The sequence below is a fragment of the Allomuricauda ruestringensis DSM 13258 genome (assembly GCF_000224085.1).
GTDB classification, from domain to species: domain Bacteria; phylum Bacteroidota; class Bacteroidia; order Flavobacteriales; family Flavobacteriaceae; genus Flagellimonas; species Flagellimonas ruestringensis.
The window spans coordinates 450796-471674 of the sequence record NC_015945.1 but is presented as its reverse complement, the minus strand read 5'-3'; the positions used below and the strand labels follow the sequence as shown (position 1 = coordinate 471674).

Below are 20879 nucleotides of genomic sequence, written 5' to 3'. Positions count from 1 at the left end.
TTTTTGCAAAATTGTTTTATTCGGTATTTAAATTAGGCTCAAAAATTTTGATGAACTGTTAATTTCAAGTTACTGAATTTAGAAGACTTCTATTTTTTTAAGAGTTAATGGGTTTTTAGTGAGATAATGCCATCACCTTATTAATTTTTTGTTAAATTGTGGCAAGCTAATTCAACAAACCATTGACTTATTTTACTGAACCTCGTTCTTTTTTGATAAAGAAAGGAAGTTTATTCGCCATCCTTTTAGTGGTGCAATTTGCTTTCTCACAAAATGTGCCCATAACAATTTCGGGTGAATCTAAAACTTCTTCTGAATTTTTTAAGGAATTGGAAGACAAATCCGGTTATTCATTTTTCTACCTAGATGACTGGATTGAAGATTTAAAGGTGGAACAAAACTTTCAAGAGGCTACTATTTCCAATATTTTGGAAGTCGTCCTATCCGAGACTCAATTGAATTTTTACCTTCTTGAGGAAGAAAAAAGGGTGTTTTTGTTACAGAACACGATTATCTACGATGAACTTCCCCCTAGTTTTTATCAAACAAAGGACACTTTGGGAAGTACAACGGTTGTGCAAAGTAAAAGAAACGTTCCTCCTCCCACATTTTATAATGATGAAGTATCCCAGACCACTGAAAAACTTCCAGTTGTTCGAATAGGAAGAGCCAATGAACAACATTTAAGACCAACCTACCGATTGTCTGGGCGGGCAATCAACGCCGAAACAGGTGCTCCTATACCTGATTTGGCCATTAGAGTGAAAGGTAGGAGTGGTGTAACCGTTACAAACGAGCAAGGGGAGTACGAGTTGGTGTTGCCAGCTGGTTATAACCTTATTTCTACCAGTGCCATGGGAATAAGGGATTCTGAACGCGAAGTTATCATGTACAACGACGGAACCATGAACCTTCAATTACAGGAAAGCTTGGAACAGTTGCAGGAAGTTGTGGTCGAAGCAGATGCGGTGAGCAATGTTGAAGAAGCAGTTTCCGGTAGCGAAGAGATAAGCTCCGAGGAATCCAAGGATATCCCTTTGGTGCTCGGGGAACGGAATATATTGGAAGTGGCCAAGGCCTTGCCCGGGATTTCCTCTGCCGGTGAAGGGGCTTCGGGACTCAATGTAAGGGGCGGGAAAACCGACCAAAACTTGGTGTTGTTGGACGATGCGGTCATTTACAACCCAACCCACTTCTTTGGGATTTTTCAGGCATTGAACCCGTTCACAACGGAAAAAGTGAACATTTACAAAGGGGCACCGCCCGTGGAATTTGGCGGGCGACTTTCTTCGGTGCTCGATATTGAAACAAAAAACGGGGATACGGAAAAAATTTCTGGGGAGGGCTCCATAGGGCCGGTTACGGGAAATCTGGCTTTGGAAATTCCATTAAAAAAGGAGGTTTCTTCCTTGGTTATTGGAGGTAGAGGTGCCTACGCCGATTGGATATTGAAAGCTTTGGATGATGAGGACTTGAGCAATAGCGAGGCGTCATTTTTTGATGGCATCATAAAATATCATCATAAATTTAGTGAAAACAGCGAAATCCGTGGAACAGCCTATTACAGCAAGGACAACTTTAGTATCACTTCCGATTCGCTTTACAATTATAGTAATCGGTTAGGCTCCGTACGCTGGGCACATAAACTGAGCGAGAAAAGCACTGGAGTGCTTACGGCAAGTAACAGCAACTATAATTTTGGAATTGATTATGATGATGAGGGCAACAGTAATTTTGAACTGGACTATACCATTAACGAATCAGAGCTCAGGTATCGGTTGAACACCCGTTTGAACGAAGCCCATACACTTGATTATGGCATATCGGGTAAATATTACTCGGTGGAACCCGGAAACATTGAACCTAAAGGCAATGATTCCAATGTAGAGCCTATTACTATAGATCGAGAACGGGCATTGGAAGGAGCTTTGTTTATTGGGGACGAGTTTAAAATATCCGATAAACTGTTGCTTAATGTGGGAGCCCGATACGCTTTTTATGCAGCCATGGGCGAGGCCACACAAAATACCTACCAAGAGGGAGAGGGAGCACCACGAAGCGAATCTACTGTACAGGACACTATAAGCTATGATAGCGGTGAATTTATAAAAACGTATGGCGGACCGGAGGCAAGGGTTTCTGCTAGATACTTGTTTACCCCGGATTTTTCGGTAAAAGCTAGCTTTAATAATTCGTATCAATTTATACATACACTTTCCAATAATACAACGGTGTCCCCAATTGATACTTGGAAACTTTCGGATTTGAACATCAAACCTCAAAAAGGATATCAGGCAACCTTCGGATTTTTCAAAAACTTCAATGAGAACATGTATGAGTTGAGCTTGGAAGGCTATTACAAACGTATGGACGATGTGCTCGATTTTAAGACCGGGGCCGACCTTTTGCTCAATGAAAATGTAGAAACGGAAGTATTGCAGGGTGAAGGCAAGGCCTATGGGGTGGAGTTTCTGTTAAAAAAGAAAAGGGGAAGTTTAAATGGATGGCTCGGTTATACCTATTCCCGCTCCAAATATAGGTTTGATGGTGAAACTAGTGAGGAACGCATCAACAATGGGGAGTTTTTTCCATCCAATTTTGATAAGCCCCACGACTTAAGTGTAATTGCCAATTACAAGTTTACGAGACGTTACAGCGTATCCATGAACTTTGTATATCAAACGGGAAGACCTATTACATATCCTACGGGAACCTTTAGGTTCAATAATGCCGATTATGTCACTTTTAGTGATCGTAACAAATATCGGATACCTGATTTTTATCGCTTGGATTTGGGAATCAATATTGAGGGGAATCATAAAAAGAACAAATTGGCCCATAGTTTTATCACAATTCAAGTGTATAACGTTTTGGGCAGGAACAACCCGTACTCCGTTTTTTTTGTAACGGATGATGGTGAAGTAAAAGCATTGCAAAGCTCCATTTTTGGAATGCCCATACCTTCCATAACCTATAATTTCAAGTTTTGATGAAATTTCAAAAAGGTTCATATCGAATTATTTTGGGAATCATCTTTCTGGCATCTCTTGGGGCATGCTTGGACGAGCTCGATATTGAAACACTAGGTGAAGAGGATCAAACCACTGCTTTGGTTGTGGAAGCGGTACTGACCGATGAGATGATCACTCAAAAGATATATTTGAGCAGGAGCAGTCCTCGTTTGGACCTGGAAACCGATACTGTTTACAATCCATACATTCCCTTGGGTAGCCGACCCATTGATTCCGTGGATATGGAAGGCGGTGCCACGGTCCGTGTATTGGGCGACAATGGTGCCGAATACGGTTTTACCGAAGGTGATGATGGCATCTACCTTTCCAATCAACCTTTTGCCTTGGAAATGGGAGTGGGCTATACTTTGGAAATCGAGACCGGCAATGGCCAGGAATATGTGTCGGATCCTTTGAGTGTACAAGGAAAGTCGCAACTTGCCAATGTGTACGCTGAAAGAGCCGTTAGCGACAGCGGAGAGGAAGGAGTGGCCATTTATGTGGATAGTCAACCCCAGCAAGGAAATACGCAGTTTTACCGCTATACCTATGAGGAAACTTATAAGATAGTGGCGCCAAATTGGCTTCCCGTGGATTTTGAGCTCACTGGTTATGACAATTCCGTCTTTCCCCCTGAATATAATCTGGAGATAGTAGAACGGGGAGTGCAGAATCAGATCTGCTACAATACCGTTCCATCCACGACCATAGAGCAAATCAGTACGGCAGGTAGTCTTGATAGGTCAATTTCCAAACACATGGTTCGGTTTATTGGAAAAGATAATTTTATTATCTCGGAACGCTACAGTATTCTGGTGCAGCAACAGGTCCAGTCGGCCGATGCCTATTCATTTTATGAGACCTTGAAAAGTTTTTCGCAATCGGATAATATATTTTCCCAGATACAACCTGGTGCCATCTATGCTAATGTGCATAGAAAGGATGGGACAAGTGAAAATGTTTTGGGTTATGTGGAGGCAGTGGGTGTGTCAGACCAACGACTGTTCTTCAATTTTGATGATTTCTTTTCGGAAGAAGAACTGCCAGAGTTCCCCTTTAACTGTAATCCTATGACGGCAAGAATTTATAATGAACCACCTCCCCCTTCCTGCCCAGAGGATTTGTTGAGCAGATTGGACAATGGTACGGTCACTTATTTTGGTACCTATGACGAAAATTTGGTGCCCAATGCATCATGTCCTGGCCCTTACGTTTTTGTACCCCGAGTATGTGGAGACTGTACCTTGTTGGGAAGTAATGTAGAACCAGATTTTTGGGAAGAATGAAACTGTCAAGACACATATGGCCAGTATTGTTATTGTTCTGTCTTGGCGCATGCTTGGACGAACTCGAACTTGATACGCTTGGCGAGGAGGAACAAACCGCTGCTTTAGTGGTAGAGGCTGTCCTAACAAATGAAATGATCATCCAAAAGGTGTATCTGAGCCGAAGTAGCCTACGTTTGGACCTCGAGACCGATACCGTTTACAATCCCTACATTCCCTTGGGCAGTCGCCCCATTGATTCGGTGGATATGGAAGGCGGGGCCACGGTCCGTGTATTGGGCAACAATGGTACCGAATACGGTTTTACCGAAGGTGATGATGGTATCTACCTCTCCAATCAACAATTTGCGTTGGAAATGGGCGTTGGTTATACCTTGGATATTACAACCAGTGATGGCACGGGATATACCTCTGACCCTTTAACTGTAGAGGGAACCTCGCAATTGACCAATGTGTATGCTGAAAGAGCTATAAGCGACAGCGGAGCGGAAGGAATGGCCATTTATGTAGATAGTGACCCTCAGCAAGGAAACACGGAATTTTATAAATATACTTTTGAAGAAACTTATAAAATAGTCTCTCCTTTTTGGGCGGGCAGTGATTTTGTGTTAACAGATTATGACCCCTGTGCTTTGCCTGTACCTACATACAATTTAGAGGTTGTACCCAAAGAAGTGGAGAATAGGGTATGTTATAATACTGTTTCTTCCACTATTATTGAACAATTGAGTACTGCGGGAAATCCCGAAAGCAAAGTTTCCAAGCACATGGTACGTTTTATTGGTAAGGACAATTTTATTATTTCGGAACGATACAGTATTCTGGTGCAACAACAAGTACAATCTGCCGATGCGTATTCTTTTTTTGAGACTTTGAAAAGCTTTTCGCAATCGGATAATATATTTTCCCAGATACAGCCTGGAGCGCTTTATGCAAACGTGCATAGAAAGGATGGAACAAGTGAAAATGTTTTGGGGTATGTGGAGGCCGTGGGGGTGTCGGACAGGCGACTGTTCTTTAATTTTGAGGATTTTTTCCCCGACGAAGAACTACCTGCCTTTCCTTTTGATTGTTTCTTGCAATCCGTTCCTGAATCCCATCCGTCATATTGTATTCAAGAACCCGTTTCCAATCCCTGTCCACAATCCATAATAGAAAGAGTAAACATAGGGACCATTAGTTATTTTTCGGGCTACGATGAGAATTTGGTACCCTATGCATCTTGTCCTGGGCCTTACATTTTTGTTCAAAGAATTTGTGGAGACTGTACTCTTTTGGGAAGTAATGTAAAACCAGATTTTTGGATAGATTAAAAACTTAGCTTATGAAAAAACAATGGGTAATACTTATGGTTCTCGCAACGTTGTCCTTGCCCGTTCAAGCTCAATACGTAATAAGTAGTGAAGAGGAATTGGAAAACCTAAAAAGCCTACCGCAAGAAAAGGTGTATTTGCACCATACCGGTCCCATCGTGTTCACGGGAGAGTACCTACACTATGCCTTTTATTGCTTCAATGCGCAGAACAATCGCGCCAGCAATATAAGTTTTGTGGGTTACGTTGCCTTGGTGAACCCACAAGGGGAATATGTGCTGGAACAAAAGGTTAGACTTCAAAAAGGTAAGTCACAAGGCGATTTCTTTGTCAATACCCATGTGCCTTCAGGAAATTACAAATTGCTCGGCTATACCCAATGGATGAAAAACAACGGTATGGAGCAAGTTTTTAAGGATGATTTGGTCATTATTAACCCTTATCAAATAGATCAATCACAATTATTGTCTGATGATTCAGAAGAGAAGGCAATAATTGACAAAAAAATGAGTCAACCTATGGACTCATCAGTGGTGCAAATAAAATTGGAACGAGAAATTTACGGAACTCGGGAAAAGGTTGTTGTAAATCTTAAAAACTACAAGGCCCAGCTAGGTCACGGAAATTACACCCTAAAGGTTCAAAAGAAAACTGAAATGTTGGTGTTTCCCTCTATAAATGCCATTTCCTACGCCAACAAATATTTTAATGTAAATGGAGAATTGGACAAAACGGTGGGCGACAGTCTTTTTCTGCCGGAACAGCGGGGAGAGCTATTGTATGGAAAAGTGACCGATGGACAGGGAAGCCCAGTTTCCGATGCCAAAATGGTGGTGTCCGTTCCCGGAGAGGAGTTTCTGCTAAAATTTGCCATAACGGATAGCCACGGCAACTTTTATACCTATTTGAGAAAAAATTACAAACTGGGCAGGGCCATTGTGCAAGTTGCAGAAAACGCTCAAGAAGATGTTGAGGTCTCTCTTGGTACGGTTCCTAACCTTGATGCTTCCCAACTGACATTTAATCAATTCCATATAAAACCCAAATATTCCGAAGCTATCGAACAACGTAGCATACACAATCAATTGGAGAATCAATTTTACTCCGTAAAACCGGATTCCATTCTTCTGGGAACCCCCATAGATCCTTTTGATGGCGGTATGCCCGAGACCATAAAATTAGACGAGTTTACACGCTTTCGCACCTTTCAGGAGACGCTGGTGGAGGTGCTCAACTATGCTGGGTACAGAAACAGCCCCGATGGAAGCGATTACATTCGCATAGCCCAAGACTTTGAAACCTATAACGAAAAGGCCAACGATTTCCCTGCCATTGTGCTGTTTGATGGAGTGTACGTACCAGACCATGAAAAAGTTAAGGACTTTGATGCTGGACAAATACAATCCATTAGTTTGGTTCGAGATCAGTTTAGAATGGCAGGCAGGGATTACCAAGGCATGATGGTGGTAAAAACCATAGACGGTGATTTTTTTGAAAACTATACTCCAGTCCATGGTATTAATGTTCCTATTGAAAAACCTGCACTCAAAAAGAATTATTATAAGCAGCGTTACGCTACGGAGGAAATGGGCAATGAGAAAATCCCCGATTACAGAAGAGTGTTGTTGTGGGAGCCCCATGTTGAGGTAGGAGAGTCCGATTTACAGTTTGAGTTCTATACCTCTGACCTTACAGGGGAGTTTGAAGTGGTTTTGGACGGATTTACTACTTATGGCAAACCAATAACCGTCTATAAAACCATTGTTGTAAAAGAAGCGAGTCAATAGTCGTATCTTTAAAGTGTTGATTTTAAAACCATACGAACCATGAAAAGAGCATTCCACACATTGATTATATTTATCACCCTAATTACTTTTGGAAGTATTGATGCTACTGCGCAAGTTCGGTTGGATACCGAAACGGTCAACGATTTAAAAAACACCAAGCAATTTGCTATAGGGGTCAGTGATGAACGCCATTTTAAAGGAGCATTGAACATGTATGATTTTTTGGTGGAAAGCGGGGTAGAGATAAACGATTACGAAGTCGTTGTTAAAGGCAAGGTAGTTGCCGAGTTGGTAAAGGGGTCCGAACTGGAAACCTTTTTTCAGAAATACAAACTTAAGGTACGCGTAAGTATATGCAGTGTAGCCATGGAAAAATTAAATGTATCGGCGGATCAACTTATTGACGGATTGGTGCCGGTGCCAACGTGGTCTGTACGAATACTTCAACTTCAGGCCAAGAGATATAACACATTAACGTATTAACCTGAGTTTGATTATTATTTTTGACGTTGAAAATGCCGTCACTTCGAGTGCGAAGCGTATCGAGAAGTGGCATTTTTGGGTTCAAAATCGTTGTTTTCGATATAATTTTCTCTGGTTTCGACTTTAGTTTATCCTGAGCATAGACGAAGGGCTCAACCACCGAAAATCACTCAAACTGACGATTTTGAATCACAACTTTCGAATAATCGAACTCAGGTTATTAAATTACTTTAGTGACCAGTTAATAATTTTAATGCAAGGCATATTTCCTTTCATTATCAAAAAATATTTTAACTACAAACCAGATTGCAGGGAACACATTGGTGTTGGGCAACATCCGTAGCTTGTTCTGCTTCTATACAAATTCAAAAACCAAGAGATTACCTAAAATATGGTTTTTGGGCTACCAACAAGCAAACCTGCGATTGGAAACAATTTTCAGAGAAAAGAGATACCGTGGTTTCCACATATTGTGGCAACTTTTTCAAAATCGGGCGGACCAGGGGGTAAATCGGCCAATTCCCTGAACATGATTTCAATTCCTGCGGGAAAGGCACTTGTGATCATTTTTGCCTTTTCAGTTCCAACAACCTTCCAAGAATGTGGAATATTTTTGGGAGCAAAGGCGGTATCACCAGCTTCCAGAACTATGGTTTTGCCATCCACCATTATTTCAACTTGCCCTTTGATTACCCTGAAAACCTCATCTTCCTTTGTGTGAATGTGAGGCGGGATACCAACTCCGGGATCTACATTGTCGACCCATTCCACAATTTGACCATTGGTGTCGCCCCCGACTAGTTTATGGGTCTGGATATCCCCAATAACATTCAAAACATCGCCTTCGCTGTCCTTTATGATTTTTGGGCTTGGGTTGTTGGGTGGTGCTACTTTGTTGAATAGTTGTTTGCTGTTGGCGATTCCAGGAACTAAGGCAAGCCCAAGCCCCAAACCAGAAGTTTGAATGAATTTTTTTCTGTCCATGACATTTTGTTTGTTGTTTTGATAAAAATACAAGGAGGGAGCTATTGAAATATTGTGAAAAACACGGCTATTCCTTTGATTTTCGGAATATCAGCTTTTTCGAAGCTGGGATGGGGCGGTTCCAGTATGCTTCTTAAAAAAATAGCTGAAATAGTCCGGAGAGGAAAAGCCCAGTTCGTAGCCAATCTCTTTAATGGTCTTATCCGAGAATTTCAGGTTGTGCCTGGCGCGCATGACCAATTGTTCATCTATAAGATGCTTGGCATTGACGCCCAAAACTTCCTTGACGCACTCATTTAAATGTTTGTCGGATATGTTAAGCGTTTTGGCGTAGTGGCGCACTTCATGATGTTCAGTAATGTTTTGGTCAATACTTTTTTTGAACTTATAAACCAATGCAGACCTTGAATTGTTGTCCGTGATCACCGACTTGATGTTGCACTTACCGTCACAATAAACAAAAAAGGTATTTAAGAGGGAAAGTATAGCTTCTTCCCGATGTTTTAAGTTAGTGCTGAGCAACTCGTCCATCATTTCAAGGATAGCTTTTATGCGTGTTTCTATACCTGGAGAAAGGTTGATTTTCGGTATTTCATGGCTGTTTAAAAGACGGACTTCAGTAATGTGGAGATTTTTGAAAGTGGGGTGGTTCAAAACATCCTTGGGAATATAAAGCACGTACCCCGATGAAGTTGTAGTACCCTTCTTTAAAATTTTCCAGTCATGATCTGGGCTTAAGAAAAAAACAGCGTTCGATACATTGTTGTATAAGGTCTTGTTTATTTCAATTGCCTCAGCACCATTTTGAACCCAACAAACAGCATAGCAACCACTGTTTTGATTGGATGTTGTTTTGTGTAGAATGCGTGATATTTTAAGGGTGTCTATATTCATTTTTAAGCCGCCCAAAGTAGTGCTCACTCGATTAAGCTCGGTTTTTTGTTCTGTTTAGACAGGAAGTTACATAAAAAACGAAAGAAGATTTACTTTTGGGTTAAAGTAAAGTAGGGGTGTTATTGATTGAATCAGCAAAGATTCATCCATTTGCCCATTTAGTTGGATAGTATGTAAATGAAATAATATCATTCATTTATTATGTGCGATGGAATAATATTTTTTAGGCCTTTCGGCAATACATCCCTGATATCGTCCAGTTCGCCTTGGGAAACATACCTTTTTAAAAACAGAAAAGTTGTTTGGATATAGTCCTCTGCGGCATCATTATTATAGCCAAAGTCGTTGATAGCAGCAGAGCCATCTTGCTTTTTCACAAGATCGATAAAATCCGTCAAATTCTTGACCCTGTCCTTTTTTTTGCCAATGGCCCATCCATTAACATATAGTGCCTTTATGAACATGGGCAGTTGTGCAATAAGTTGTAGGGACTCTGTTGGTGAGATAATGTCCCTTAAAGCATACAATATGGAGGTTAAGATTCTGCCGGCTCTGTCCTTGTCGTTCTCCATGGACATCTGTTTGGCGTAGTCATTTAAAAAAGTATTTCCTTCTGCGGTGTATTGATCAAAATTGAACCCCATGGTTATAGTATTAGTGTTATAAATATGATTTACGGTGATTCAAGCCCACCTGTCTTTACACAGTTGATTGTACATTTTCTGCGCAAAAGTTGAGGACAAACGACTTTACGTTGTCCCAATCCGTATATTCATGATCACGGGAAGTATCTGTGCTGCCCCCCTCTTTTTTTGCAATCATTCGCATGATGAGCTTTTTAAAATAGTCGTATTGGGTATATTTTAATGCTCCTGCAAAATGGCGCACTTCATTGGGCTTCCATCCTGTTCTTGCGAAGAAATCCAAAGCAATTTTTTTGATTTCCTCATGCTCTTCTTCTATGTTGGAAGCAATGGCCATGGAAACCGAGAAGAATGCGGAATGCTTTTTATTAAGAATGTCCAAATGACGCATCACATAATTGGTCACGGCACTTTGATATTTTTGCATGTGAACAGAGGCACCTATAAGTACAACCTCAAAATGGGATGGGGAAGGGGGCTCTTCTGTGGCATCTGCAATAACCACCTTGTGGTCTCCTCCTTGAAGCACTTCTTCCATAAATCTGGCAATTTTTCGGGTCTGGCCCTCACTTGTGCCATATACAATAAGGATTTTCATTTTATCGAATTTTTAGTTATTTATATTTGGGTAACGATAATTACTTTGTGATTTCCTTCCCTATTATTTTGAGTAAGGTAGATGCCCTTAAACTCGTCGCCTCCCCACATAATTTTTGCAAGACATTTCAAAATTTCAAATAGGTATTGATCTTATTTTAAATGTAAACTTACCCCCTTGCCTTGCATGGCACAATGATTTGAATCATTGGGTTGCTCTTCGATGGACCTAATACTGGAAAAGGTGTCTTTTTTAGGCTATCGGGGTTTATGAGTGACATTGACGGAGGTCATTTCAAGGAACCGAAGAAAACACCATTTTTAAGTGTAATTTTTTAAAACAAAAGGCCATGGCACTGAATTTCAATCAATATGCACAGGAAGGCAATGCCTTCTTGAATGAGTATACCAAACAATTGGGCGTAGGAAAAGATACTGAAAAAGCGGGCAGGATATTTGTTTCGATTATGCATGCCCTGCGGGAAATCATATCTGTGGAAGAATCGCTGCAATTTATTGCACAATTGCCCATGTTTCTCAAAGGGGCCTACGTGAATGGATGGAATCCTAAAAAAAGAAAACCGGGCATCAAACACGTGGATGAATTTATTGAGTTGGTAAAGCAATTTGATGGACCTTCTGCCATCCACGACTATGGAGAAGAGAACGATCTTGCCGAGACCTATATCGATGTCACATTTTTATTTCTACGGAGATATGTGTCTTTGGGAGAAATGGAGGACATCCGGAACGAACTTCCAAAGGACCTCAAAAGTTTGATCTATTCCAATTTGATGTTTTAAAACTGGTGGAAAAGCAATGGCATCCTATACAAACTGCGGTCTTCACTGATTTGGATCATTGTTGTAAACCAGCTTGTGACTTACCTTCATATAATCTAAAAACATGAATTATGAGACTGAAATATTTGGTAGGTTTGACTTTTATGGCCATCCCATTTTTAATGGGAGCACAAACCCTTGAAACCATCAATGATCCTACAATTAAAATAAAAGAGCTGACTGAAGTGGGGCCTTTCAGTGAAGGTTTGGCAGCCGTCCGAAAAGACGGTAAATGGGGTTTTATCGATAAGGAGGGTAATCTGGCCATAGATTTTAGAGAGGATTTGGTGTGGGATCAAAATGCGGATGAATCCCGTAGTGATGTCAAGGGCATCAAGTATCCGGAATTCAAGAATGGTCTATGTGCCATACAGGAAATAAAGGATGAAGGAATCCCGTATTATGGGTTTATGGATACCCAAGGAAATATTGTGATCGAACCGGAGTATCTGAATGTTACAGGTTTCAAAGATGACAGGGCCATAGGAATTTATTGTAGAAGAACTTTCAGGGGGAAAAATAACTTTCAGCTGAATATTTATGAATATGCCTTTACCGAAGTCGTTCTGAATACCCAAGGTGAAATTATTTGGCCCATCAGTAAAAGAGAAAATATCTCCATGACTAAAAGGAGGTACCAGACACCAAATTTGACGGCATCCTTCATTTCGTCCGATTTGATACTGGTAAAGACCGGCGACAATGATTTTCAAATCTCCAATATTAGTGAACAAATCCAGAAACCATGAAAAAATTGGACAATAAAGTGGCCATAATCACCGGAGGTGCGGCAGGAATAGGCAAAGAGACAGCTAAAACTTTCTTGCGGGAAGGAGCCAAAGTGCTTTTGGTAGACATTAACGAAAAGAGCCTAAAAGAAACAGTTGAAGGGTTCAATAATCCCAATATTGCTTATTGTAAGGCGGACGTGTCCAAAGCGGATGCCGTAAAGGAATATGTTCGGGCAGCTTTGGATAATTTTGGTAAAATCGATGTTTTTTTCAACAATGCCGGAATTGAGGGAAGCTCAAGACCCATGGCAGACTACCCCGATGATATCTTCAACAAGGTCATCGATGTAAACTTGAAAGGCGTTTGGTACGGATGCAAGTATGTGATCCCGAAAATGGAGCAGGGGGGAAGTGTCATTATTACCTCTTCCGTGGCTGGTCTTAAAGGTTTTGAAGGCTTGGGTGCCTATGTGGCCAGCAAACATGGCGTTGTGGGCATCATGCGCACCGCGGCCCTGGAGTTTTCCAACAAAAAAATACGCGTAAATACCATACACCCGGGCCCTGTGGAAACTGATATGATGCGCAGGATAGAGGCTGATATTTCACCAGAGGACAGCGACGGGGCCAAAAAAGGATTTGAGACCAGTATACCCCTAGGGCGCTACGCCGAAGCTGTTGAAATCGTGAATTTGGTTCTTTTCCTCGCTTCGGATGAAAGCAGGTATATCACTGGTGGCACTTATGTTGCAGATGGTGGGATGGTTATTGCATGATTTTAGGTCTTGGAGCTGTTTCGTATCCCAGTAGACAAAGCATTAGATTACCCTCTCTTGGTCCAAGTTTTCTTCTCTTGGATGGATAAACTTCCCTTTTTGATAGCATTTGTGGCAATATTCCGTATTGATACTTCCATCTTGGTTGGTTCCAAAATCGGTAAGATGGTACATGGGCATGCCACAATGTTCACAGATATTTGAAGGTTCCATGGTGCTATTTATCGGTATTGATCAATGATTTTCTTGAAGGGCTTCTATCACTCTCTTCAGTTTGTCCCGGACCTCCTCGGCAATGCCCATTAAGGCCTCATTGTGGACTCCCATCATCGAAGCAATGGGGTTTACGGCGGCTACCTCTATGTTGCCATCTTCAGCTTTACGTACTATGACATTGCAGGGCAACATGGTACCAATCTTATTCTCAACCTGTAATGCTTTATGGGCAAATGATGGGTTACAGGCTCCCAAAATCGTATAATTGGGAAAGTGTACATCCAATTTCTGTCTCAAGGTATTTTGAATGTCAATTTCGGTAAGAACCCCGAAACCTTCATTTTTAAGGGCTTGGGTTGTTTTTTGTACGACTTTCTCGAAAGTGGTATCACTGAGAACGGTATTGAAATAATATTCCATTTTTATCAGAATGAATTAATTATAATGTGCCACTACCAAGGAAAATGGACGGAATTTAAATGGAAACAGGGAGCCTAAACTCCCTGTTTCTTCGAAAGGCTTGAGTTGCTTTCTGCCTTAAACTTTCTCTATACCATCTTATTGCTAAAATGCTTAAGAACGATTGTACAGTGGACAATCCAAACCTTTCTAGTTTATGTATCTTCTCAGACCATAAACATTTTATGGGGTGTTTTTGATGGAGAGGAGGATTGTTCTCCGCATTTGGAAACAATGTGGTTGATATTCAAATCCTCGTGCCTTATAAAACACCTTTTATAACCGTTGGCTTTTTTCCAATCAACTATTTTTTGTAGTTTTTGTAGAAACCGGGACATCGAAATGTCCCGGTTTCACAGAAGAAGTTATCCTATCCAAAGCTCTTTTTCTTGGATATGCTACTTGTGTTTATCACTAAACGTTTTCACAATTCCAAGAGGAGTCAAAAAATAGTTGTATCTCCTTCTGGATCTTTTGTACACCAATGGTTTTTATCTTCAAAGAACGTATTGTATCGTAATCTTGGCACTAAATTAAGACGATTGTTCAGCTTGTGGAATGATCTGGATCATCTTGGCGCTTTTTTTTCAAATTTTAACATTTTGGACGACATTGTCATTTCCTATGTGATGAACTCATTTAAACTTTTAGGATTGAAGCGAAAATTAGTCAATTTGTGCCCAGTTGAATACTTTTTCGAGTTGCATAGTAGAGCTACGGAAGGATAAGTTCAATGTCAAGCCAAGAACGTATTTTTTCTGTCAACCATTCTTTTTTCTGCCTTGCTGATGTTCTTTATACCTTTCAACAACGCATCGGGATTAAAGGAAATGCTGTTGATACCCCGGTCCACCAAAAATGCTGCAAACTCAGGAAAATCGCTTGGCGCTTGGCCACAGAGTCCAATTTTGGTCTCGGTCTTCTTTGCGGATGAGATGGCCATGGAAATCATCTTTTTGGCAGCGGGGTCATTTTCGTCAAAGAGACCACCCATGATTTCCGAGTCACGGTCAATCCCCAAAGTAAGTTGTGTAAGATCGTTGGAACCAATGGAGAAGCCATCAAAGATCTGTGCAAACTCTTCTGCCAAGATCACATTGCTAGGTATTTCGACCATGGTATAGACCTCAAGCCCGTTTTCCCCTCTTTTCAATCCGTTTTCCTCCATTATCAAGAGTACTTTCTTTCCTTCCAATAAGGTACGGCAAAAGGGAACCATTACTTTTAGGTTGGTCAAACCCATGGTATCCCTAACCCTTTTTATGGCTGCACATTCAAGCGCAAATCCATCCTTGTACCGTTTGTTGTAATAACGGGAAGCTCCCCTAAAGCCCAACATGGGGTTTTCCTCTTTGGGCTCAAAATCTTTTCCTCCGATGAGGTTGGCATATTCATTGGTTTTAAAATCACTGAGGCGCACAATGACTTCTTTGGGATAAAAAGCCGCTGCAATGGTGGCAATTCCCTCTGAAAGCTGGTCGATGAAATAATCTGTCCTCTTGGGATAGCCCTTGGTAAGCGTTTCGATTTCTTTTTTTGCACCTTTATTTTTGATGTTGTCAAAATTTACCAAGGCCATGGGGTGGATCTTTACCGAATGGGTTATAATAAATTCCATGCGCAATAATCCCACGCCATTATTGGGGTAAAAGGAGAGTTGAAATGCACTCTCGGGATCGGACAGAATCATTTTAACCTCAGTATCAGGTAAATGGATATTTGAAAAATCTACCTTGGTCTCCTCAAATTTTAAAGCTCCATTATAGATGTAACCGGTTTTTCCCTGGGCACAGGACAGGGTAACATTCTGACCATTTGAAAGAACATCGGTGGCATTGCCACAGCCAACAATGGCAGGCACCCCCAATTCGCGGGCCACAATGGCTGCATGGCTGGTACGCCCACCTTTGTTGGTGATGATTCCACCAACCTGTTTTAGGAGCGGATCCCAATCTGGGGTTATGGTATCGGTCACGATCAAGTGTTCCGATGTTAGGTCCTTAGCCTCCTTGGGGGATTCCAATTGGAGTACTGTGCCCACTTTTATTTTTGACCCTACGGCATTTCCAGAGGTGAGTGTAGTTCCCTTTTCAAGTAGTTTGTACTCAATATATATGTTCATGTCCCTACCTTGATGTACCGTTTCCGGCCGTGCCTGAATGATAAAAAGTTCACCGGAAAGACCGTCCTTTGCCCATTCAATGTCCATGGGTTTTTGGTAATGTTTTTCTATGGCCAGGGCCCATTGGGCCAATTGCACAATTTCATCATCGGAGAGGACAAACTGGATCTGCTTTAAAACTGGGGTTTTGATGTTCAATGTTGGTTCTCCATGCTGTTCCGTGTTATAGATCATGGTCAAACGTTTGTCGCCCTTCTTTTTTTGGAGGATGGGGAAGTGCCCTGTTTTCAAGGTGGGCTTAAAAATGTAAAATTCATCAGGATTGATATTGCCTTGTACAATGTTTTCCCCGAGGCCCCAAACCCCTGATAACAAAATGACATTTTCAAAACCGGATTCAGGTTCTATGGTAAACCCCACGCCCGAACAGCCCTTACCTGCCCTTACCATTTGCTGCACACCTACCGATAGGGCAACATCAGCATGTTTAAAACCCTTGTCGTTACGATATTTGATGGCCCTATCTGTATATAGTGAGGCAAAACATTTTTTAACCGCCTCCAGAACAGGCTTTTCTCCCTTAATATTCAAAAACGTGTCATGTTGCCCTGCAAAACTGGCTCCGGGAAGATCTTCGGCCGTGGCACTGCTCCTTACGGCAACAGTAGCAGGACTGTTCTTATCAAGATTTTGGTAAGCTTCTGCTATCTTTTGGGAAAATTTATCTGAAAAGGTTCCACTCAATATCAGCTCCCTCGCCTTTTTGCCAATTTCGCTTAGGTTGATGTATGTATCCGTATCCAAACCTGCCAAAACGTCTTCCAAAGGTTTTCGAAGCTGATTTTTATCCAAAAAATCCCAGAAGGCGTCCGATGTAGTGGCAAAACCATTGGGAATACGAACCCCTTCCCCTGTCAATTCATTGTACATTTCACCCAATGAGGCATTTTTCCCACCAACTTTTGGTAAGTCATCAATATGTATTGCTTTGAAAGGTTTGATGTAAACATCCATGGCTTAGGATTTAATTGACAAATTTCAAGGCACAGCGAATATTTTCCAATGACTTGGGTCAGTCCATCGGATTCTCTGGATGCCGATTTCGGTAATGACTGTCCTGTTTTCAATAGATTCTAAATGAGCTACTTAAAATGATTCAGGGTGATCTGGATCATTGTGCAAAGAGCCCATCTACACTAGTTTTGAATGTATAAAGCGATAATTTTAAAAAGATGGCTCATTAGTCATTGAGGTATTAACAAAAACACTAAGATTATGAAAAAGATAGTATTAACTCTATTGTCGATGGGATTCGCAATCTCTTTGCAGTCCCAGATTATCAAAACGGAAGAATTGTCCGAGGTAATTGTGTATGCGACCAATTACAAGTACTTGAATAACGTAGATACAGAGGAAGAAGCATCCATACCTGTTGAAATGCTTAGAAGAAAAGTTGCGGCCTTCGATGTAAAAGATTCCGAGTTCTATCAGGATGACTATGACCTGTACAACATCAATTTCTTTATCCCCGAAGGAAAGATACTTGCAGCTTATGATAAAGATGGCAAGATTATCCGAACTGCCGAGAGGTTTAAAAACATTAATCTGCCAAATTCTGTAAAGAAGGCCATCTTGGATAGGTTTCCGGAATGGACCATTAGCAAGGATGTTTACCGGGTTACTTACCACAACGAAAAGGGTGTTTCCAAAAAGTACAAATTGAAACTGGAAAATGGAGATAAGACGCTGCGGGTAAAAGTGGATGAAAAAGGTGAGTTTCTATAGAAATGGGGCCGTCTTTGGCCTAATTTATAAACAATAAATCAATCATTATGTCAGTATTAAAAGTCGTCGAAATTATGGGAAACTCAAAAGAGAGTTTTGAGGACGCTGTAAACAACATTGTCAAGGAGACATCAAAAACAGTGAGGAACATCAAGTCTGTTTATGTAAAGGACATGCAGGTTTGTGTAAAAAACAACCAAATTTCCGAGTACCGTGTGAATGCAAAGGTCACTTTCGGAATAGATGGAGAATAATTCCTAGTTAGGTGGTTTTGTTTGTATGGTCCGTGCTGGTCCCCTGGCTTCGGGCCATATAATTTGTATTGTCGACCTGCATCATTGTGGACCATGCGTCCAATGACTAAATTTTATAAAAAAACAATAAGCTATGGCAACTACAGAAGTATTTGATGAACATGTATCCCAATACGAACAATGGTATGAGGACCATCCCGAGGTATATCAATCCGAAATATTGGCATTGCAGGAGCAGTTTTTGGAGCTGCCCCAGAACATTAGGGGCATTGAGGTAGGTCTGGGTACTGGAAGGTTCTCCGAGCCTTTGGGTATCAAGGAAGGAATTGAGCCTTCTGTGGAGATGGCAAAAAAAGCGTTTGACAGAGGTGTTGAGATCATGAAAGGTAAAGCAGAACACTTGCCCTATGCCGCCATGCAGTTTGATTTTGTGCTCTTCGTTACCATTTGTTACTTCAAAAACCTTAAGAAAGCCCTGTCTGAAGCGTATAGGGTGTTAAAGCCCGATGGAGCTATAATCATAGGTTTTTTGGACAGGGAGCAAAGTGTTGCAAAAGCGTACATGGCCAAAAGAGATCGGAGCAATTTTTACAAAACGGCCATTTTCCATTCGGTCAACCAAGTGGAACAATTGCTCAAAAATGTAGGGTTCAGGAACTTGAAATATAACCAAACCCTTTTTGGGAACCTTGAGGACATCAAGGAGGTACAAATACCCAAAACCGGCTACGGAATGGGGTCTTTTGTGACCGTTAAAGCGGTTAAGCCATGAATGAACGGCAGATGTGACAATGTGGGTCTTTTTGACTGTCAAATGTGTACGGAGATTTCCACAGATAATGCGACCGACCTCTTAATCGATTTCCTCTCAGATATTCTTTCCCTTACCTAGATGCAAAAAACCCTTTTTTGTAATGTTTACTTTGCCGAGCTATCGGAAAATAGAATCAAGGCCCAGCTTTATGGAAAGTGGTTGGGTGGGTTTGATAAAAATATCAAAGAAGGTAATCTGTCAAGATGGTTATGTGCTAAGGAACGAAAAGAATATATGGGAAAGCCATATCATTTTTACTATTTGAATGAGAGAGACAGGGAAAGGTTTGCCACCAACACCGAATCAAGGGTTGACCGTACCGTTGGTTTGTTCCAACAATTCAATGGCTTCTTCTTCGGAAACTTGCTCGAATTCTGAATAAAATTGCCCCACAGCATGAAAATTACGAGGGATGAGAAGGCAGATCACCTCATCAATATATTTGGAATCCTGTAGATTTTGTACCGCTCCATGGGGCGCCACAGGGATGGCAACTATTGTTTTTCTTGGATCTTGATGTTGTACCAATTGGGCAGTGACCTTTATGGTGTTTCCTGTAGCTACACCATCATCCACTATAATCACAGTTTTGTCCTTCAAGGGTATGGATACTTTATTCTTATGATAAACCTCAGATTTTCTCTGAAGCTTTTCACGGATGCGTTGCGTTTCTTTAGCAATGTAATTCGTTTCAACTCCATGCTCATAGGACAGAATGACGTCCTCCAAACTTACGGCTCCAATGGCATATTCCTTGTTGTAGGGATGGCCAATTTTTTTGGAAAGAGCTACATCCAACGGGGCATTCAAAGTTTTTGCGATAATGGCCCCCAAGGGAAGTCCGCCTTTGGGTATGGCAAGTACCACTATATTTTGGTTTTTGTATTTTTCAAGCCTTTCTGCCAATTGCAGTGCGGCATCTTCCCTGTCTCTAAACATAATTTTCTGGATTTTTTCCGAACCATTTCAGGAACCAAGTAGCAGAAATCTCGGCAACCGCTCTTAACTTGCCCGGCTCTTCAAACAAATGCCCCGCCCCGGGAATGATTTCCAATTTCTTTTTGCATTCCAATTTTTCATAAGCCCTTTGGTTCATGGTAATTACATCGGTATCCCGCGAACCTACGATAAAAAGGGTGGAGGCCTTAACTTTGGAAAGTTCGTCCATGGCCAGATCTGGTCTCCCCCCACGGGATACCACCGCTTTTATAGCAGTTCCAAAAAAGGCAGCTGCCCGTAGGGCCGAAGCAGCACCGGTACTGGCGCCAAAATATCCTAAAGGCAATCCCTTGACTCTTTGGTGTTGTTGAGCCCATTGTGTCGTTTCAATAAGCCGATGGGCAAGCTTATCGATATCAAACCTATTTTTATAGATTTTGTCTTCCGATTCGGTTAAAAGATCAAATAATAACGTAGCTATTCCTTTTTGCTGTAATATGTTGGAAACATAGTTGTTTCGGGGACTCAAACGACTACTGCCACTTCCGTGGGAGAAGAGGACAAGACCTTTGGGATTGGTGGGGATGTTAAGAAACCCTTCCAAGGTAACATCTTTGAACGATATATAAACTGTTACATTTTGTTCTTCGGTCTTCATGTTTTTTCTCTTTGCTTGAAATTCATAGTTTCTTACAGCATTGGAATTTTAAGCATCACACCCAAAAATGGGGTGCAAAAAATGTCTTATACTGTGTCGTGCCCAATTTGAATAGAAAGTTAGAGCAAAGACCTGCTCACATCAATGACATTGATCACTCACGGTAGTTATTCTGGGGTGATGAAGATCATTTTCAAAGTGCATCCCAGCCATTATTTTTATTGAATCATCATCCTGAAAAAGCTAACAAAGTGTACGTGCATTGTAGTTAAAAGTTGCCCAAA

The 20879-nt window shown here is 41.3% G+C and carries 20 protein-coding genes; 11 read left to right on the top strand and 9 right to left on the bottom strand.

Annotated elements, in window-relative coordinates; genetic code table 11:
* Window positions 1-212: 212 nt before the first annotated feature.
* The 5 genes from MURRU_RS02290 to MURRU_RS02270 are packed head-to-tail and all read left to right on the top strand — an operon-like array spanning window position 213 to window position 7880.
* Window positions 213-2990 carry a TonB-dependent receptor gene (locus tag MURRU_RS02290; RefSeq protein ID WP_041801737.1) on the top strand — a complete coding sequence of 926 codons (2778 nt, stop codon included), beginning with the start codon at window positions 213-215 and terminating at the stop codon, window positions 2988-2990.
* Window positions 2990-4297, top strand: coding sequence for a DUF4249 domain-containing protein (locus tag MURRU_RS02285; protein WP_014031802.1), 1308 nt, complete (start codon window positions 2990-2992; stop codon window positions 4295-4297). Before MURRU_RS02290 ends, MURRU_RS02285 begins: the two co-directional genes overlap by 1 nt.
* Window positions 4294-5610, top strand: coding sequence for a DUF4249 domain-containing protein (locus tag MURRU_RS02280; RefSeq protein WP_014031801.1), 1317 nt, complete (start codon window positions 4294-4296; stop codon window positions 5608-5610). The genes MURRU_RS02285 and MURRU_RS02280 overlap by 4 nt, the downstream gene beginning before the upstream one ends.
* 11 nt (window positions 5611-5621) lie before the next feature.
* Window positions 5622-7397: an Ig-like domain-containing protein gene (locus tag MURRU_RS02275; protein WP_014031800.1), complete on the top strand. Its 1776-nt coding sequence runs from the start codon at window positions 5622-5624 to the stop codon at window positions 7395-7397.
* Between the two features lie 39 nt (window positions 7398-7436).
* The gene (locus tag MURRU_RS02270) at window positions 7437-7880 is read left to right on the top strand and encodes a hypothetical protein (protein ID WP_014031799.1); all 444 of its coding nucleotides are present in this window, start codon (window positions 7437-7439) and stop codon (window positions 7878-7880) included.
* Between the two features lie 438 nt (window positions 7881-8318).
* Here the strand turns inward: MURRU_RS02270 and MURRU_RS02265 are convergent, their stop codons facing one another.
* The 4 genes from MURRU_RS02265 to MURRU_RS02250 all read right to left on the bottom strand — a co-directional run bounded on the left by MURRU_RS02265 (window position 8319) and on the right by MURRU_RS02250 (window position 11000).
* Complete coding sequence (locus MURRU_RS02265) at window positions 8319-8864, bottom strand: cupin domain-containing protein (RefSeq protein WP_014031798.1); 546 nt, start codon at window positions 8862-8864, stop codon at window positions 8319-8321.
* 90 nt (window positions 8865-8954) lie between these two features.
* Complete coding sequence (locus tag MURRU_RS02260; protein ID WP_041801233.1) at window positions 8955-9758, bottom strand: helix-turn-helix domain-containing protein; 804 nt, start codon at window positions 9756-9758, stop codon at window positions 8955-8957.
* 188 nt (window positions 9759-9946) lie between these two features.
* A complete protein-coding gene (locus tag MURRU_RS02255) occupies window positions 9947-10402 on the bottom strand; it encodes a DUF2267 domain-containing protein (protein ID WP_014031796.1) in 456 nt (151 codons plus the stop codon).
* Window positions 10403-10457: 55 nt separating this feature from the next.
* Window positions 10458-11000, bottom strand: coding sequence for a flavodoxin domain-containing protein (locus MURRU_RS02250; protein WP_014031795.1), 543 nt, complete (start codon window positions 10998-11000; stop codon window positions 10458-10460).
* A 349-nt stretch (window positions 11001-11349) separates the two neighbouring features.
* On the opposite strand from MURRU_RS02250, the gene MURRU_RS02245 reads away from it, so the two are divergent.
* The 3 genes from MURRU_RS02245 to MURRU_RS02235 all read left to right on the top strand — a co-directional run bounded on the left by MURRU_RS02245 (window position 11350) and on the right by MURRU_RS02235 (window position 13348).
* A complete protein-coding gene (locus MURRU_RS02245; RefSeq protein WP_014031794.1) occupies window positions 11350-11802 on the top strand; it encodes a DUF2267 domain-containing protein in 453 nt (150 codons plus the stop codon).
* Between the two features lie 110 nt (window positions 11803-11912).
* Window positions 11913-12590 (top strand): WG repeat-containing protein, encoded by a 678-nt coding sequence (locus MURRU_RS02240; protein ID WP_014031793.1) that lies wholly within the window; start codon window positions 11913-11915, stop codon window positions 12588-12590.
* Entirely contained in the window at window positions 12587-13348 is a 762-nt protein-coding gene (locus tag MURRU_RS02235; RefSeq protein ID WP_014031792.1) for an SDR family NAD(P)-dependent oxidoreductase, read from the top strand. Before MURRU_RS02240 ends, MURRU_RS02235 begins: the two co-directional genes overlap by 4 nt.
* Window positions 13349-13390: 42 nt before the next feature.
* Here MURRU_RS02235 and MURRU_RS17555 read toward each other — a convergent pair whose 3' ends face one another.
* The 3 genes from MURRU_RS17555 to ppsA all read right to left on the bottom strand — a co-directional run bounded on the left by MURRU_RS17555 (window position 13391) and on the right by ppsA (window position 17159).
* On the bottom strand, window positions 13391-13561 hold the full coding sequence (locus tag MURRU_RS17555; protein ID WP_014031791.1) for a zinc ribbon domain-containing protein: 171 nt from the start codon (window positions 13559-13561) through the stop codon (window positions 13391-13393).
* Between the two features lie 21 nt (window positions 13562-13582).
* Entirely contained in the window at window positions 13583-13984 is a 402-nt protein-coding gene (locus MURRU_RS02230) for a DUF302 domain-containing protein (RefSeq protein ID WP_014031790.1), read from the bottom strand.
* A gap of 775 nt (window positions 13985-14759) precedes the next feature.
* Complete coding sequence (ppsA, locus tag MURRU_RS02225) at window positions 14760-17159, bottom strand: phosphoenolpyruvate synthase (RefSeq protein ID WP_014031789.1); 2400 nt, start codon at window positions 17157-17159, stop codon at window positions 14760-14762.
* 261 nt (window positions 17160-17420) lie between these two features.
* Here ppsA and MURRU_RS02220 point away from each other — a divergent pair, with 261 nt between their 5' ends.
* The 3 genes from MURRU_RS02220 to MURRU_RS02210 all read left to right on the top strand — a co-directional run bounded on the left by MURRU_RS02220 (window position 17421) and on the right by MURRU_RS02210 (window position 18956).
* The gene (locus MURRU_RS02220; RefSeq protein ID WP_041801231.1) at window positions 17421-17930 is read left to right on the top strand and encodes a nicotinate-nucleotide adenylyltransferase; all 510 of its coding nucleotides are present in this window, start codon (window positions 17421-17423) and stop codon (window positions 17928-17930) included.
* Between the two features lie 47 nt (window positions 17931-17977).
* The gene (locus MURRU_RS02215; RefSeq protein WP_014031787.1) at window positions 17978-18184 is read left to right on the top strand and encodes a dodecin family protein; all 207 of its coding nucleotides are present in this window, start codon (window positions 17978-17980) and stop codon (window positions 18182-18184) included.
* Window positions 18185-18317: 133 nt separating this feature from the next.
* Window positions 18318-18956, top strand: coding sequence for a class I SAM-dependent methyltransferase (locus MURRU_RS02210; RefSeq protein ID WP_014031786.1), 639 nt, complete (start codon window positions 18318-18320; stop codon window positions 18954-18956).
* A gap of 345 nt (window positions 18957-19301) precedes the next feature.
* Here MURRU_RS02210 and MURRU_RS02205 read toward each other — a convergent pair whose 3' ends face one another.
* Complete coding sequence (locus MURRU_RS02205) at window positions 19302-19937, bottom strand: phosphoribosyltransferase (RefSeq protein WP_014031784.1); 636 nt, start codon at window positions 19935-19937, stop codon at window positions 19302-19304.
* Window positions 19930-20595: a dienelactone hydrolase family protein gene (locus MURRU_RS02200; protein WP_014031783.1), complete on the bottom strand. Its 666-nt coding sequence runs from the start codon at window positions 20593-20595 to the stop codon at window positions 19930-19932. Before MURRU_RS02200 ends, MURRU_RS02205 begins: the two co-directional genes overlap by 8 nt.
* Window positions 20596-20879: the final 284 nt, after the last annotated feature.